This window comes from Oscillospiraceae bacterium NTUH-002-81, assembly GCA_032620915.1.
Lineage (GTDB): Bacteria > Bacillota > Clostridia > Lachnospirales > Lachnospiraceae > JAGTTR01.
In genome coordinates this window covers 240,527-256,876 of record CP136052.1, presented here as the reverse complement: position 1 = coordinate 256,876, position 16,350 = coordinate 240,527, and the positions used below count along the sequence as shown (strand labels likewise).

The window sequence follows — 16,350 nt, the reverse complement described above, 5'->3', positions numbered from 1 at the left end:
TGTTGTGTTCTCGTTACAAGTGCTATCCTACTGCCCTTTTGTAAAGATTAGCTACATCTCCCGGTAAACCTCTTGTTAGGTCTTTGTAAACCTCCTTTACAGAAGGATACACATAGATGGGCTGGTATTCGTACTGCGGCAGATCCTTTTCCTGCACTTCTCCGGTCAGCACGGCGATGGTGTCCACCCCTGCCTTGACGCCGCACAGAATGTCCGTGTACATCCGGTCGCCCACAAAAACCGCCTGGCTCTTGTGCATCTTCTGCTTCTGAAGCGCATATTTCACCATAAAAGAACTGGGCTTTCCCACATACCGGGGTTTCCGGCCTGTGGCGTTCTCCAGCATCTGGCAGATGGAACCGCAGTCCGGCACAAAGCCCACCTCGTCTGGGCACACCAGATCCGGGTTGGTGGCAATGAAGGGAAGCTCCGCCCGCTGTAAAATGTGGCAGGCGTCCACCAGTTTGCCATAGGTAAGCTCCGCATCGTAAGCCGCCAGCAGCCCTTCTGCCTCCGCCGGGTCCGTGGTCAGCTCCACCCCGTAGCTTCGCATCTCTTCCTCAAAGGAACGGGTACCCAGCGCGTAAAACTTCCGGTTCGGATACAGATCCCGCAGGAGAATGCCCGTGGCCATGGATGCCGTCAGGATTTCTTCTTTATCCACAGTCAGCCCCATTTTCTGAAACTTTTCCACATAATCCAGCTGACTTTTGGTGGAATTGTTGGTAAGAAAAAGATAGTGCTTCCCCTGGGCCTTCAAAAGCGCCAGCAGCTCTCTGGCGCCGTCGATCCACGTATCCCCCAGGCAAAGCGTTCCATCGATATCAAATAAAAATAATTGTTTATCTGTCAGCATATGATTTCCTCCTTCTCATTACAATAAAAACAGTTCAGCCGCGCCATTCACGCAACAAAAAAAAAAGAAACCGGGCCGAAACCCGGTTTCCCCTGCAGGAAAGCATATTCTTTTTTGTTTTAAAACAGAACTCTGTTTTTGTAAAAGTCTTGTAAACAGTTCACTCGAATATTCTTATGAACAGATTAGTCCAGAATCTTATTCACCGCCACTTCCAGTGCCTGGTAGGAGGATTTGATGATATCCTCGTCGATGCCCACACCCCAGAAGGTCTGTCCGTCCTTGGTGATGGACACATAGGAAACAGCCTTGGAGGAAGAACCCTTGGTCAGGGAGTGCTGCTCGTAGTCCACCAGCTCGTAGTCCACATCCAGATAGCTGCGGATGGCGTTGCTCACCGCATCCAGACGGCCATTGCCCTGTCCGTTGATGACGGCGGTGCGGCCTTCGCTCTCCACCGTTGCCTTGGCCTGAATGCCGTCCTCCTGAACGAAGTGGCACTCGGTGATGTGGAACTTCTTGTCCACATTGATATAGTTGTCGCAGAAGATCTGGTAGATCCACTCCGGTGTCAGCTCCTGATGGGCCTGGTCGGATACCCGTTTCGCGGTGTAGCTCATCTCCTCACGCATCTTATCCGGCAGGGAGATGCCATGACTCTGCTTCAGGATATAGTTCACGCCGCCTTTACCGGACTGGCTGTTAATGCGGATAACATCAGAATCGTACGTTCTTCCCACATCCTCGGGATCGATGGGCAGATAAGGCACGGTCCAGTAATCCCGCTCCTGTGCTTCCCGGTAAGCCATACCCTTGGCAATGGCATCCTGATGGGAACCGGAGAAGGCGGTAAATACGAGAGAACCGCCATAAGGCTGCCGCTCATGTACCTTCATTCTGGTGAGGCGCTCGTAGCGTGCCTCGATGGACGGCATGTTGGAGAAGTCAAGCTCCGGGTTCACGCCGTAAGCATACATATTCATGGCTACGGTTACCAGATCCACGTTACCGGTTCTCTCGCCGTTGCCGAACAGGGTACCCTCTACCCGGTCTGCGCCCGCCAGTACGCCCAGCTCTGCGTCAGCCACGCCGCAGCCTCTGTCGTTGTGCGGATGGATGGAAAGTACCACGTTATCACGATATTTGATGTTCTTGCTGATGTACTCGATCTGGCTGGCAAATACGTGCGGCATGGCGGTCTCCACCGTTGCCGGAATATTCACGATGATCTTCCGGTCCGGTCTGGGCTGCCATACGTCCAGCACGGCGTTGCACACATCAAGGGCATAGTCCACCTCTGTGCCGTGGAAGGACTCCGGGCTGTACTCGAAGGTGATGTTGCCTTCCTCGCCCTGGGCCAGCTCCTCCAGAAGCTTGGCGCCATCCACAGCGATCTTCATGATCTCTTCCTTGGACTTCTTAAATACCTGCTCCCGCTGTGCCACGGATGTAGAATTGTACAGATGTACCACCACGTTGGGTGCTCCCTTGATGGCCTCGAAGGTCTTGCGGATGATGTGCTCTCTTGCCTGGGTCAGCACTTGGATCGTCACATCCTGGGGGATCATATCATTCTCGATCAGTGTTCTTAAGAACTGATACTCGGTATCGGAGGCTGCCGGGAAACCTACCTCGATCTCCTTGAAACCGATCTCCAGCAGCATTTTGTAAAATTCTATCTTCTCGTCAAGGCTCATGGGCTCGATCAGCGCCTGGTTGCCGTCCCGCAGGTCCACGCTGCACCAGATGGGTGCCTTCTCAATGTAATCCTTCTTTACCCACTCATTGGATGGTACTGGGGGCAGGAAATAACCTCTCTGATACTTTTTGTAATTCTGCATCTTCATTCTCTCCTTTTCTTCGTTCAAACTATCCACACAAAGTGATACTTCCGACAGATCGGTATAGGTTAAGTATAAGGTATAAAAAAAGCCCTTCATCTCACTGCCCGGAAGCGATTAGAGACGAAAGACTATGTCTTACGCGGTACCACTCTAATTCATGATCAATCTCATGCACTCTGTAAGCACGGACACCAGATACTTGATTCTCTCCTGATATCGTATGCTCTTCCCCTGTAACGGTGGGCTTCCGTCTACACCTACTCTCCCGCGGGATTTCGAGCAGCTGCTCCAAGGCGAGTTCCCTCTGTTCCGTCTGCTGCTTCGCATCACCCAGCAGCTTTCTGCAATCAGGTTCAGAGATACTATTCCTTTTCATCGCATTTGATAGATGCATGATAACACATTCTCTGAAAAAATGGAAGAGGGAATTTGCAAATGATATCATAGACACGCGGCAAGCTGCCGGTAACACTGCCCGATCACATGGATATCTCTTCCCGCGGCCGTGCGAAAGCCCGCTTCCGTCAGGTCAGGTGCTTCCTTTTTGCAGCATCCGCGCCATCATCGTCCGAAACTGCTCCAGACTGCTGCTCTTGTATACATTCACCCCGTGCTCCAGCCAGCCGTCGTACACCGGGATGTCCCGGATCAGCACCGGAATCTTCATGAACAGCGCTTCCAGCACCACAATACCCTCGGTCTCTTCCTTTGTGAGAAAAAGAAACAGGTCACTGCCCGCGTAGGCATCCCGCAGCGTCTCCCGGCCCACGTATCCCGGAAAACGCACATTGTCCGGTGCCTGCTGCAGGGCATGTTTGATTCTGGGCGGAAGCAGAGCGCCTGTGAGCGCCCCGAACCAGAAAAAGGTCACCTGCGGAAAACGCTCTGCCAGCGCCAGGAAATCCAGAATGCCCTTCCGCGCAATGGGAAGCCCCACGGACATCACCACCGGCTGTTCCTCTGCCAGGCCGAAGGCACGGCGGAACCGGGCTCCATCCCCCTTTTCTCTGCAGAAAAAGGACGTGTCCACCCCGTTGGAAATGACCTCCACCGATGACTTCAGCCCGTAGGTGCCCAGCAGCCTTGCCGCATAGGGTGTGGGCGTCACCACCTGATCCGCCGAATTGTAGCACAGCCGGAGCCACTTGCCGAACAGCGGCGCCAGCAGATTGGAGCCTACAAAGGAATTGCAAAAATCCTCCCGCGTGGAATGCCCGTGATAGATCACCCGCTTCCCCTGTTTTCTGGCTTTTCTCGCCATCCAGAGAGAATCCGGGAAAACCGTGTTCAGATGAATTTCCGTGTATGCATCCTTCGCATTTTCCGTATAATCCAGGCCGCCTGCCGCAAATGCCTGCTCCTGATGGGCAATGGCCCGCCCGATACCGCTTTTTTCCACCAGGCTGCGGCCCCCTGTATACAGCAACAGTTTCATATCCGCCCCATCCCTTCTATATATATTAAACACTCTGGGCTGCCAGAAGCGCCATGATGCTGTGCAGCCCCAGACTGTACAGGGCGATGGACGCCGGTTTTCCCAGAAAAATAATAGCTGAAAACTTTTTCAGACTCATGCGGGTCAGCCCCGCCAGATAGCAGAGAAAATCGTCCGGCGCCACCGGGAAGAAAATCGCCAGTGCAAAAAAGGTGTCAAACCTGTTTCCCTTTTCCAGCCACCCGGCGTATTTTTCATAGGTGCGCTCCCCCCGCCACAGACCGGACAAAAGGCTGCCCGTACCGCTTGGATAACAGAAAAGCCGCCACCGAGCCGAGGCAGATGCCCACATAATTATAGAGAAAACCCATCACCGGCCCGAACATGAGCACGCCGCCCAGACAACCGATGCCGCCGGGCAGGATCGGGATCACCACCTGGATGGCCTGCAGCGCCGTGAAAAGCAGCGGCGCCCACAGTCCTGCGGGCCGTAAGAATACCTCCATTTTCTGCTGAGAGGTGAAAAGCCCCGCAGCGATCCCGTAGACAACGAAGCCACACATCAGCACAAGGCCCACCGCCGTCAGCAGTTTTATCAGATTGCCGCGCAGCTGTTCCCGTTCCATTGCTCCGCCTCCTTTTCGCTCCACAGCGCCAGCCGGTAGACGTGCTCCACCTGCTCTGCAAAATGTGCCGCGGAGAAAATATGGGCCTGCTCTGCCGCATGGGCAGAAGCCTCTCGGTAGCTGTCCCCGCTTTTCCACAGATTTTCCAGGCCGTCAAAAAATCCCTGCGCATTTTCATACTGCCAGCCGTTATACCCGTCCGTGAGCACATCCTCCAGACAGGCATCCTTATGGCACACCAGCGGCAGCCCGGAAGCCAGCGCCTCAATATACGTCAGCCCCTGGGTCTCGCTGCCGGAGGCACAGACAAAAATGTCACCCTTTTTATAATAGGAAGCAACCTGTTCCGGGGAAACCATCCCGGCAAAGATGACGCGGTCGGTCAGCCCCAGCGCCTGCACCTTTGCTTCCAGCACTTCCCGGTAAGGGCCGTCCCCCACCAGGAGATACCGGTACTGCTGTCCCCGCGCGTCTGCCAGCAATTCCAGAATTTCTTCGATATTTTTTTCTTTTGCCAGCCGCCCCACGGTGATGAGCACCGGCGCCTCATCGGCAACGGGCGTGCGCAGCTGTTTTTCCCGGACGCCATCGGCAAACGGAGCCAGATCGATGCCCGTAGGAATCGTAAAAATGGCCGGTTCCACCATGTAGCGCTCCAGGATCGCTTTTACTTTTTTCGTGGGCGCAATGACGGCGTCCGTCTGATCCAGCACTTTTCTGGAAAGCAGGCGGGCTGCCGCAGCTCCCATTGCTTTATTGGGAGAAAAATAATGGGTATAGTCTTCATAGATGGTATGGTACGTGTGGATCAGCGGTGCGCCGGTGCGGAAAGCGATCCGCCTTGCAAACCAGAAGGTGGTGAACTCGCACTGAGAATGCACAATGTCCGGCTTCCAGTCCATCAGCTCCTGCACATACGGATGGGCAACAGGCAGCGTCACCCGGGCATTGGGATAAACAAGCCCTGCACTGTGGGAGTGGATGTAATAAACATCCCCCTCTTTCCTGGAATCCCGGTTTTCCGATAAGGTGAGCACCCGCACCTCATGTCCCCTTTTTTCCAGTTCCCGTTTCAGATTGCGCACAGACGTCACCACGCCGTTGACGACCGGTTCGTACCAGTCACTTGTCAGTAAGATTTTCACTTTGCATCCCTCGTTTCTTGTTCTTACGATAACATGCAAAGTATAAGTTTCCCCTCTATAAAGGTTAAAGATTTTTTAAAGATTTTCTGAAAGATTCGAGTCGGCGCCCTGTTTTCTGGACAAAATCACCGACACAATGGAGGAGTATAAGAAATTTTTCAAATAAAGAATATCATTATAAATAAAGTCAAAGTTTTATTTTAAAGCTTTGACTTTATTTTTATGTATAGATATGTTAAACTAAAATCCACACAAAATAATATATTTACCCGGGCAGCCGGGAGGGCGTGCATGTCATCCGTTCTGATTCTTGACAGGAGGATGTGATGCTTATGAGTACATATGAGGAATTCATGGTTATTCTGACATTTGGTCTCTTAATCGTTGCAATTTTGAATTTGAAAAATAAGTAAGCCGCCCTGTTCCCCGCAAAAAGAATAGGCAGCTTACTTAGCAACTTATTGCGCCGGGACGGATAGGCTTCATCTATCTTCCGGCTGTCTTGTTAAATATAGTATAAGAATTTTTTTTAAATCTGTCAATACAAAAGGAGCACCCATCATGGACATTGGAGAAAATATCCGCCGGGCTCGGAAAAATGCCGGACTCACACAAAAAGAACTGGGCGAAAAACTCGGCATTTCTGCTGCCGCGGTCGGCCAGTTTGAAAAGAAAAATTCCAACCCTCATAACAGCACTGTTCAAAAAATCGCTGCCGTTCTGGAAATCAGCCCGTTATCCCTGTACGATCAGGAACCATCTCAAAACATGCTTCAAAGAGCCCACACTTACGCAGAGCATCTTTCCTCTCAGGAAGCAAGACTTCTGGCTTATTTCCATATGCTGAATTCCACCGGCCAGCAGGAATGCCTCAAACGAATGAAAGAACTCACCCAGCTGGCAGAATATCAGAAATAAGCAGGCCGCTCTGTTCCTCGTGAAAAGAACAGGTGACTTTCTTTGCAACTTTTTATTTGAAATATTTCAAAAATAATGATTTTTTCTTGCTTATCCTGTAAAATACAGGGAAAGAAGCTTGATTTTTATTTTACAGAAAAGAGGCGAAGCATATGAAAAATAAAATCCTCAAACAATTTCTCTCCCTTTCCCTACTGACCTTGGCGTGTGGCTTTGCGTTCACCGGATGTAGCAACAACGGAAATGCAGATACACAGACAGAGGCTTCCCAAGAAACAACCGATGAAGAGGGAAATGCTACAGGAACAGCCGATGAAAACAAAGATTCCGCAGCAATAACGGATGAAAACGCAGATAGCGCAACAATAGCAGATGGGGACACTAATACCACAAAAAATGGGGCAGACGCATCTGGAAATTCTTCTGCGAGCGCCTCCCTCTCCGGTGAAAATAACGCATCGACACAAGAAGCGTCATCTGCTCAGGCACTCAACCCCTACAACCGCAGTCTGGTTGTCCTGGATGGCAAACTCTGCCTCCGGGATCCATCCTCTGGCTTACAGATACGGGATACCAGCGGGAGTTTGCTTGGAACCACGGAGGAATCCGGCAGCATTTTCAGTATGACCGCATCTAACGGCTTTCTTTTCTATACCAAAATGGGAACTTCGGCAGAGACGTCCCAGCCTGCCCTGGAAAATAAACTATATCGCTGAGTGCTGACGGAACGGGCATCACCTGTCTGCTGGAAGGCAAAAGTTTCACCGTACATGCATTGAACAATATCTTATTCGTAACGGGAAGCTCTTCCGATGGCACCGCCGCCTATGAGGTGCAGGATGATGGCAGTCTAATGCCGCTGGACGCCTCCAATTCCTACGCGCAGCTCTACCAAAACAGTGACCTGTGTGACAGCGATCCCACCGCCTTTGCCAACGGCACCCCGGCTCCGGCACTGGACTGTGCTGCCTCGGCACAGCTGTATCATGGGCTCTATGAAGTCTGCTACAAGGATGAAGCTTTCAACGAACTGACATTCACACCGCTTTTTGGAGAAAACAGGCAGCATATTGCTGATATTTACGAAAAACAGTGTCTCTTTATGAATGATGCCATCGTTTATCAAAGCGACGAATCCACCCTTCGCCTGTGCGATTTACAGGGGAATCATGATCGGGAACTCTTCACTTCCGACAAACCGCTTTCCATCCGGCTCATCAATGCGGATGAAAACGCCATCTATTTTGAACAGGACAATGCGCTCATGAAACTGGCCCTTTCCGGTGATGCACAGCCCGAGGTTGTGGCAGCGGCAGGGGATTATAATGCTTCTTATGGGTGCGATATTTATAACGGGATTTTGTATACAGTGGATAAGAATTCTAAGGGAATCTGCCCCTTGCCTCTGAAATAATCACAGCTCTGTCCAAAAGAGGGTATGCCCCGGCCCACAGGCCGAACGCATACCCTCTTCTGGTTTACATGTTCTATTTTTATGGAAATTCGTATCAAAGCATGAAAAAGTTACTGCTCGTTTTTAGAGTTGGCTTTCTTCAGGAATTTCTCGTTCTGGATGATAAAGCGCTCATGATCAGCTTCTCCCACAATTCCGCAGGCATCGCTGGCCGTGATCTTGAACACCAGCTTCCGGCCTTCTACTGCCACCAGTTCGCTCTTACATGTGACTTTCATGCCAATGGGGGTAGCGCTCACATGCTTGGCGCAGATCAAGGTTCCCACGCTGCCGCAGCCTTCCTCCAGCGCATCCTGTACGCTTTCCTGGGCGGTTTTCTCCATCAGCGCTACCAGTGCCGGTGTGGCAAATACCGGGAGGGTACCGCTTCCCATGGCTGCTGCTGTGTTTGCCTCTGTTACGATCACTTCATCATTGCCGATTATGCCGGCTTTCAATTCCTTCATTGCTTGTGCCTCCTCTTTGATTCAATCAGATTAGAAGTCCACCTCTGTTCCGTAGTATGTGCAGGTCAGGAGTTTCTCCATTGCTGCCGGATCGATGGCTCTCGGATTGGAACCGGTGCAGGCGTCGCCAACGGCCAGCTCTGCGATCTTGGCAACCTTCTCCTTGAACTCTTCCTCGTTGATGCCGAACTCTTTCAGCGTCTTCGGAATGTTCAGCTGTCTGTTAAAGTCGTCGATCTTCTCGCACAGGCTGTTGATCAGTGCTTTCTCGGATGTGCCGTCCAGTCCCATTCTGCGTGCGATCTCTGCATATCTGGATGCAGCGGTCTGCTCCTTTGCATTATAACGGATTACGTACGGAAGGTAAATAGCATTTGCACATCCGTGCGGAATATGTCCGGTGGAGAAGGCAGCGCCGGTCTTGTGTGCCATGGAATGTACGATTCCCAGCAGAGCGTTGGAGAAGGACATACCAGCCAGGCACTGTGCGTAGTGCATCTGCTCTCTGGCATCCATATTGCCTCTGTAGGAAGCCGGAAGGTCTTCCAGTACCATCTCGATGGCCTGCAGTGCCAGCGGATCAGTAAAAGGACAGTGCAGGGTGGAAACGTATGCCTCGATGGCGTGGGTCAGTGCGTCCATACCGGTGTAAGCCACCTGTTTTGTCGGAAGGTTTGCAACCAGATCGGGATCAACGATTGCCACATCCGGGGTGATATTGAAGTCAGCCAGCGGATATTTCACACCGGTCTGATAGTTGGTGATTACGGAGAATGCAGTTACCTCTGTTGCCGTGCCGGAAGTGGACGGGATGGCTGCAAATTTTGCTTTCTGACGCAGCTCCGGGAAATTGAACGGAATGCACAGATCCTCGAAGGTGGTATCCGGGTACTCGTAGAATGCCCACATAGCCTTTGCTGCGTCGATAGGGGAACCGCCACCCATGGATACGATCCAGTCAGGCTCGAACTCTCTCATCACAGCTGCGCCCTTCATAACAGTCTCAACGGACGGATCCGGCTCAACACCCTCAATCAGCTGTACTTCCATACCTGCTTCCTTCAGGTATGCAACTGCGCGATCCAGGAAGCCCTGTTTCTTCATGGAACCGCCGCCAACAACGAGGACAGCCTTCTTGCCCTTCAGGTTCTTCAGCTCTTCAAGACATCCTTTTCCGTGATAAATATCTCTGGGTAATGTAAATCTGCTCATGCTTTTTCTCCTTTGCTTGTCTGCTTTTGTTTGTTGTTCCTGTTTGTTCGTTTGTTATTGTTGTTTTTTCTTGTTTGTTATTTAACGAACACATAATACCATCTTTTCCCGCATTTCGCAACCAAAAGGAGAGAACAATCATGTACTTTTTTCTGTACATTCCTGTTCTCTCCCTGTTTTTACACTTTCTTAACGAGATTCTCTTTTAAAAATTTTGGTTTTTCGGCATCTGTTCCAAAAATTCAGACTGTTAATCTTCTAACGTACCACGCAGTTCCGCAAATTCTTCCCGCTCGAAGGCTTCGATGGAAATGCTCTTTTTATTCGGGTTGGCAAACACAAAGGTCTTGTCCACATTTTCCAGATAGTTCTGCATCTTGTCGTTGGTGGCGCTGATGATGGCCTGGAAGCCCAGCCCCCGGATCAGCTCGATACAGCTGGCCACCTTCTCCGCATCCATCTTGGAAAAGGCTTCGTCCAGCACCACCAGCCGCAGGGTGGGCATCCGCCGTCCCTGAATGGGAGAATGGATCCTGTACGCCTGGGCAAAGCTTGCCAGAAGTGCCACATACAGGGGGTTCTGCCCCTCGCCGCCGGAGTTTTTGCGCAGCATTTTGCTTAAGGAAAGCTTCATGACGCTGCCGTCCTCGTTTGCCACGATCTGCTGCATATCGAAGGAGAGGTATGTCCGGTAGTCGGAGTATTTCGCCATATTTCGCTTGGCCTCCTCCAGCTCCTCCGGTGTGGCATTTTCCGGCGGGATGAAAATGGAGATCAGCTCGTTCATCACGTCCGCATACTGGCTTTCGTGCTCCATGGTAAACAGGTTCAGCTGGTTTTCCATCTGATCCGGCAGCCCTGACGGCTGGATCTGCAGCGCATCATCCATGAACATATCGTAGTACTTGCCGTCCATTCCTTTATTTTTAGAAATGACAAATTCGTAACGGTCTTTTCCGAAATTCAGCCGCCGGATGACCCGGTTCAGCTCGTCTTTCTGCTGGATGGCCTCCCGGATAGCGCTGCGGATCTTGAAAATAAAATCGTCCCGGAAATGTTCTGCCGATGCCCGGGCCTGCTCCTGGGCTTTCTTCTGGAAAGTTTCCAGATCCTTGCAGGACAGCTGGGACAACAGCTCCGCGTAGGGCGTGCAGTCCTTATCCGATGCCGGGAAGCTCCGGTTGGGGTAGGCCCGCAGGTAGGCGGTCTTCTGTTCTGTCAGCTGCGCATAGGCTTCCTCTGCACTCTGCCGGAGCCGCCGGATTTCCCGGTTCAGCCGGTTTTCCGCCGCCTCAAAGCTCTCCTGTCCCGACACAGCCTCCTGATGTTCCCGCAGCGCCGTTTCTTTGGCCGCATCCACCGGGAATGCCCGGTTCAGCTCTTCCAGCTGCACGTTCTCGCCGATGAGCGCCCGGTTCATGTCCGAAATGGCATCCTCCCGGCTGCGGATATCACCGATGATACCCCGCAGCGTTGCCTCCTTGTCCCGGATCTGCTCTTCACAGGCCTGCTTCTGCTCTTCCAGCGCCTGCAGGTCAGAGGTGCGCAGCTGCTCCAGCCGCTTTTCCAGCGCCTGCTGTTCCTTTTCTTTTCCTTTGATCTGGCGCATGTCTGCCAGCCAGCCCATGTAATCTGCAGACGCATAGGACAGCGTTTCCATGGAAAACAGCTGCTCATACGCTGCCAGCTGCTCCTGGGTCTCTGCCTCCTGCTCTGCCAGCCCTTCCAGCGTCTCTTCCAGCCGCCGGATCCGGCCCCGCAGGCTGACCTCGCCAATGTACGCCCGACGGGTGTAATCCTCCGGGTTCATGTGCCAGAGCCGGAACCCCCGGTAACACAGGCAATCCGGCGTCACACCGGTGCCGCTGCCCCGCAGCTCCTCCACGGTCTGGCATTTGCGCACCCGTCCCAGCAGGAAAGCAATACAGTCCTTCACGTAGGGCACATCGGTTACCAGTTCCTCCGCCAGAGAGCCCTCCTGGATGCGGAAACCACCGGCTGCGATTTTCTCGGTATCCAGCACCGCCACCCGGCAGTATTTCTTCCGATCCATGTTCCGGTAAATCTCCATGGCCGCCGCCGCATAGGCAGGCTCCACCACCAGCGCCAGCCGGTTGTTACCCAGATATCCTTCTGCCGCATTCCGCCACGTCTCATCCCGGATGTCCAGCAGATCCGCCAGCACATGGACCTCCACCGGTTTTCCGGCCTGCTCCCGCAGGGCTTTGCGCAGCAGCTGCTGTGCCTCATGCAGCTCCCTGGGGTAGGCTTTCCGGCCCTGTTTTAATTCCTTTAACTCTTCTTCCGTCTGCTTCCTCTGCCGTTTCAGCTCCCGCTGACGGCCCCGGAGTTCCCGCTCTTCCTCCTGTTTTTCCTTCAGGAGATCGGCAATGGCCTGTTTCAATCGCTGCAGTTCTTCCTCGGTGATGGACTGCTCCTGGAATTTCTCGATATCCCACAGCATCTGGTTGGGCGCATCCTCCAGTTCCTCCCAGCCGGAAAGGGCCTCGCTGGTGCGCTGCCACCGCTCCCGGCTGCCGTGAAGATGATGGATGACCTCGCGCACCGCCTCCAGCTGCGCCTGAATTTCCTCACAGCCACTGCTTTTCTGGCGGCCAATGATCTCCTCCAGTTCTGTCCGCGCCTTTGTGATCTGTTCCTGCAGCTGCGTCTCTTTTTCTTTGAGCAGCGCCACATCCTTGCCCGCGTTGTCCCGCTGGGCAGAAAGGGAGGTCAAAAGCTCCCGCTGCCGTTTTACCGACAGACGGCCCAGAGCATAGGAAAGCCGTCCCTCTTTTTCCTCCAGTGCCGCCGCTTTGGCAGAACCGTCACAGATCTCTTCCAGCGCCCGCACCTCCGCCTGGGTATCCTCGATCTTTTTCCGCAGGCGGCCATACTGGAGCACGCTCTCCTGCATATCACTGATGCGGATATTTTTTTCCATACAAATGTATTCTTTGACAAAATCCTCCAGCCGGATGTTCATGCGGAAGGGAATGGCCCGCTTGAACAGCAGCGGGAATTTTTCCATATCCAGACCGCCCAGATAATTTTCATACAGCTGGCGGCGGAACCGCTCATTATGTCCCGTGCAGAAATAATCCTCCGCAGAAAAATTCGTCTGCATCCACTCCCGCACCTCGGCTGCCGCCATGCACCGCTTTTCCTTCCGGTACAGATGCTCCGGCAGCGGCCCGCTGTGGCGGAAAAACATCCGGGAAATGTCGTTGGAGGCCGTCTCCACATCAAAGACGATGCCGATACACTCCCGCTCCCCGGTGTCCGTCCGGGTCAGCTCCAGCACGATGGTACTGGAAAAATTCCGGTTCCGCAGATAGGAAAATTCGTCGTTATCGCCGATGCTCACCATGCCCCGCAGGTACTCGATGAGGCTTCGGTCGGAATCATCCGCCGCCGCCTTGTTGAAAAATGCCCGGCCGTCCGTGTTGGCGTAGAGCACCACCTGCAGTGCGTCAATGACGGTGGATTTTCCGCTGCCGGAATGGCCCGTAAAGAAATTAATGCCGTCCCGGAAAGACAGCACTTTTTTGTCTATGTAATGCCAGTTGTTCAGGCAGATCCGAGACAGCGCCTGAAAGGGCTTCTCTTCCGTCGTCTTCTGATTCTCCAATCGAATTCTCCTTTCCGTCGTTTTCACTGCTATCTGCTGTATCCTCATCATTATCTTCCGCCACTTCTTCTTCGGCTTCTCTGCTGTCCACCGTTTCCTCGCTGTCTTCGGTACTGCCACTGTACAGTTTCAGCAGCGCCCGGATATCGTCGCCCAGCAGCACGGCCTGGATACTGGGATAGATGACCAGTCGGCTCTCCGCCCCCAGATCCTCCATCACGTCCAGCGGCTCCACGATCTGATACCGTTTCAGCAAGGTAACCGTCCGGCGAAGCTCCGTGGGGGACGGGGTGGTTTTCAACAGGCCAAACTCACCGGCCCGGCCATTGACCTCACCCAGCGTTGTATGCACCTGCACACTGGAGGACGCCGCTGCCATCTGCTCGTCATAGATCAGCTTCAGCACCAACACATAAATGCTGGCCAGCCGTGGCAGCTTCTCCCCCACAATCGTTTCTCCCTGCAAATAGATCAGCCCCATATGACTGTTTTCACACACCTGGATGCCAGCCACGGCAAAATAAGCTTTCAGAAATTCCAGATGCCGGTCTGCAATGCGGAAGTCCTGGCTGGGCACAAACCGGCCGCTTCTTTTTTCATATTTATGCTCCAGCAAAAACGTCTGCCGGAATAAAAGCTTGATGATGCGGGTCAGCTCCTGCTGCTCCTCATTCATCAGCTGCTCGTAGTATTCTATCATTTCACGTCTCCTTCTGCCTTCCCGATTTCAACCTGTCAATTCAGCTGGCCGACCCGATTCGCAGTCTCATCCCATTCGACCTCTATCTGTTGGTTATCCTTATCCGTAATATCACCGGTCTTCGAGGCAGATTCTTTCTTCTTTTCTGTGAAGATCAGCGCCGGATAACTGTATCCATTGGCCTGTATCCGCTTCCCGGTGTCCGTCACCACATAGCGGCTGTCCCGGCGCAGGCTGTCGTCATAGGCCAGAATGAGTTTCTCAAAATCCGCCGGTGTCCGCACAGAATCGCCGTCAGGCCGGAACACGCCGTCCCTGGCATGGCTGTCCAGAAATTCCCGGATCTCTTTCCGGCTGTAGCGGCCCTGCATCCGGTTCAGGCGCAGCACCTCTCTGGTAGACAGCTGGGGCGTCTCTTCCTCCCGCTCTTCCATCTGGCTGATGAAATCCGCCCGGAGCTTTCTCGGCTTGTACAGGGATTTTTCCGAAAGAATGTCCAGACTGGACAGGTTCATCCGCCCGGCGGCTTCCGCAAGCCGCTCATCCATATTTTCCCCGCCAATGGCCGTCATCAGCTGCACCAGCAGGCCCTTCATGTCCTCCTCCCGGTTCAGCAGATACCCCAGTCTCGTCACCGTGGCCCGGACATATTTGCTGTGCTCCCGGTCAATGCTCTCGATCCGGTGCTCGATATCGTCAAACCCCCGCTCAATGGCATCGACGAGATCCAGCGTCTCCTCCGCATGGGGCAGCGTTGCCAGCCAGTCCTCGTCCTCCCGCATTTCCCGGAGCCATTTTTTGATATCCGTTTTATAGCGGTAAAAATTGTCCCCGGTTTTCAGGATATGATATTTCTGACCCACCACATCCTCCACGTAACCGTTCAGATGCTCACCCAGCAGGGCACCGTAATCGGTCTGTTCCAGCAGACGCCCGAAAAACCCCTCCATACTGTGAAGCATCGTCTGCAGCGACCGGTTCAGCTGCCGCGTGTTGATGAGCGCTGTTTTCAGCATGCCTTCGTTGGCCGTGGGCGCTGTGCGAAAGGAAAAAAGCGTGGCATAAATGTTCTGAATATAGATGTCGGTCTCGCCGCTGTCCTCCTGAGTGAGCCGCTCGAAGGCCTCCAGAAATACCGCCGCGTAATCAGGAATGACGATGTTTGCCGTCAGACTCTCATAATCCTCCTGCCGCCGCAGCCAGCCCGTGCGGATGAGCCAGTTCAGGATCCGGGACGCGGGGGGCTCGCTGGCCTCCTGGTCGTTCTCGTTGTCCTCCCGGGCAAGGGCCACCCGTTTTTTTGCGTAAAAATCACCAAGGATCTGTATACACACATCCCTGCTCAGAAAATAATTGTTATATTGATATTCTTCATTCAGAATCAACAGGGCCTCCATATAGGCGGCCCTGTTGACTGACCGGAACAGGCTCCAGAAGCTGTCCGGGATCTCATACATTAACTGCATCTTTGTAAATTACTCCTCCGGCACGTAGGTGCCATCTTCCTGGATCACGTATGTCTTGCCGTGAGAGCTTAAATAATACCAGTGATCCAGCGTACTGTCTTCCTTCAGCACCGGCACCATTCTGCCGCCGGTCTCCGGATTGAGCCAGCACTGGGGATCCTCGTCCTCCTGCCACTCCCAGCCGTCAGCCGGTGCCACCGTCGGGTCATCCCCCGGATAGCCCAGCTCTGTCAGCAGCACACTGACCTCCTTCTCCACCTTGATGCCAGACAGACGCTCCTCCTGATTGGAGCTTCGCAGTTTTGAGGAAATCAGGTAAGCCAGGATCAGAAATGCCAGCACCGCAAAATACGGCACCGGACTGGTCTTTCTCTTCTTTCCCACATACTTTGGATTGTTGCTGTTCATCGTTTTCCCTCCGCTTTTTATTATCATTCACACTTCCGTGCTTATTTTCACAGTGTAGCACGAACTCAGGCTCACGAACCCGCGCTGACGCGCTTTATCATCTGCTATTGCAGATAGTTCGTTCGCTGATGGCGCAAGAAAAGTAAATGCCGTCTTCGACGTCGCTTCCTTTTCTTTTGCGCTCATCAC

At 53.2% G+C, this 16,350-nt stretch carries 14 protein-coding genes, 1 pseudogene and 1 other annotated feature; of the genes and pseudogenes, 3 read left to right on the top strand and 12 right to left on the bottom strand.

The features are described 5' to 3' along the window. Window positions 1-22 precede the first annotated feature (22 nt). The 6 genes and pseudogenes from RJD28_01245 to RJD28_01220 all read right to left on the bottom strand — a co-directional run bounded on the left by RJD28_01245 (window position 23) and on the right by RJD28_01220 (window position 5,906). On the bottom strand, window positions 23-856 hold the full coding sequence (locus RJD28_01245; GenBank protein ID WNV58223.1) for an HAD-IIA family hydrolase: 834 nt from the start codon (window positions 854-856) through the stop codon (window positions 23-25). 194 nt (window positions 857-1,050) lie between these two features. After that, a pseudogene (locus RJD28_01240) lies at window positions 1,051-2,697 on the bottom strand (2-isopropylmalate synthase). A gap of 116 nt (window positions 2,698-2,813) precedes the next feature. Continuing rightward, window positions 2,814-3,085 (bottom strand) — a binding site (T-box leader). A gap of 144 nt (window positions 3,086-3,229) precedes the next feature. Then, window positions 3,230-4,135, bottom strand: coding sequence for a glycosyltransferase (locus tag RJD28_01235; GenBank protein WNV58222.1), 906 nt, complete (start codon window positions 4,133-4,135; stop codon window positions 3,230-3,232). Window positions 4,136-4,160: 25 nt separating this feature from the next. Next, the gene (locus tag RJD28_01230) at window positions 4,161-4,424 is read right to left on the bottom strand and encodes a VTT domain-containing protein (GenBank protein WNV58221.1); all 264 of its coding nucleotides are present in this window, start codon (window positions 4,422-4,424) and stop codon (window positions 4,161-4,163) included. Beyond that, entirely contained in the window at window positions 4,390-4,761 is a 372-nt protein-coding gene (locus RJD28_01225; GenBank protein ID WNV58220.1) for a hypothetical protein, read from the bottom strand. The genes RJD28_01230 and RJD28_01225 overlap by 35 nt, the downstream gene beginning before the upstream one ends. Next, window positions 4,731-5,906 (bottom strand): glycosyltransferase family 4 protein, encoded by a 1,176-nt coding sequence (locus RJD28_01220; GenBank protein ID WNV58219.1) that lies wholly within the window; start codon window positions 5,904-5,906, stop codon window positions 4,731-4,733. The genes RJD28_01225 and RJD28_01220 overlap by 31 nt, the downstream gene beginning before the upstream one ends. 561 nt (window positions 5,907-6,467) lie before the next feature. Here RJD28_01220 and RJD28_01215 point away from each other — a divergent pair. The 3 genes from RJD28_01215 to RJD28_01205 all read left to right on the top strand — a co-directional run bounded on the left by RJD28_01215 (window position 6,468) and on the right by RJD28_01205 (window position 8,238). Continuing rightward, entirely contained in the window at window positions 6,468-6,824 is a 357-nt protein-coding gene (locus RJD28_01215; protein ID WNV58218.1) for a helix-turn-helix transcriptional regulator, read from the top strand. Between the two features lie 152 nt (window positions 6,825-6,976). Continuing rightward, window positions 6,977-7,540, top strand: a complete 564-nt coding sequence (locus RJD28_01210) for a hypothetical protein (protein WNV58217.1) — start codon at window positions 6,977-6,979, stop codon at window positions 7,538-7,540. A gap of 59 nt (window positions 7,541-7,599) precedes the next feature. Then, window positions 7,600-8,238 carry a hypothetical protein gene (locus RJD28_01205; protein WNV58216.1) on the top strand — a complete coding sequence of 213 codons (639 nt, stop codon included), beginning with the start codon at window positions 7,600-7,602 and terminating at the stop codon, window positions 8,236-8,238. A gap of 110 nt (window positions 8,239-8,348) precedes the next feature. On the opposite strand, the gene RJD28_01200 is transcribed toward RJD28_01205, so the two are convergent. The 6 genes from RJD28_01200 to RJD28_01175 form a co-directional block, all read right to left on the bottom strand. Further along, a complete protein-coding gene (locus RJD28_01200) occupies window positions 8,349-8,744 on the bottom strand; it encodes a thioesterase family protein (GenBank protein ID WNV58215.1) in 396 nt (131 codons plus the stop codon). Between the two features lie 30 nt (window positions 8,745-8,774). Then, window positions 8,775-9,956 (bottom strand): iron-containing alcohol dehydrogenase, encoded by a 1,182-nt coding sequence (locus RJD28_01195; protein WNV58214.1) that lies wholly within the window; start codon window positions 9,954-9,956, stop codon window positions 8,775-8,777. Window positions 9,957-10,206: 250 nt separating this feature from the next. Continuing rightward, the gene (locus tag RJD28_01190) at window positions 10,207-13,587 is read right to left on the bottom strand and encodes an SbcC/MukB-like Walker B domain-containing protein (protein ID WNV58213.1); all 3,381 of its coding nucleotides are present in this window, start codon (window positions 13,585-13,587) and stop codon (window positions 10,207-10,209) included. After that, window positions 13,475-14,287, bottom strand: a complete 813-nt coding sequence (locus RJD28_01185) for a DUF4194 domain-containing protein (protein ID WNV58212.1) — start codon at window positions 14,285-14,287, stop codon at window positions 13,475-13,477. Before RJD28_01185 ends, RJD28_01190 begins: the two co-directional genes overlap by 113 nt. Window positions 14,288-14,322: 35 nt before the next feature. Continuing rightward, window positions 14,323-15,753, bottom strand: a complete 1,431-nt coding sequence (locus RJD28_01180) for a DUF5716 family protein (protein WNV58211.1) — start codon at window positions 15,751-15,753, stop codon at window positions 14,323-14,325. 9 nt (window positions 15,754-15,762) lie between these two features. Further along, on the bottom strand, window positions 15,763-16,161 hold the full coding sequence (locus tag RJD28_01175) for a hypothetical protein (protein WNV58210.1): 399 nt from the start codon (window positions 16,159-16,161) through the stop codon (window positions 15,763-15,765). Window positions 16,162-16,350: the final 189 nt, after the last annotated feature.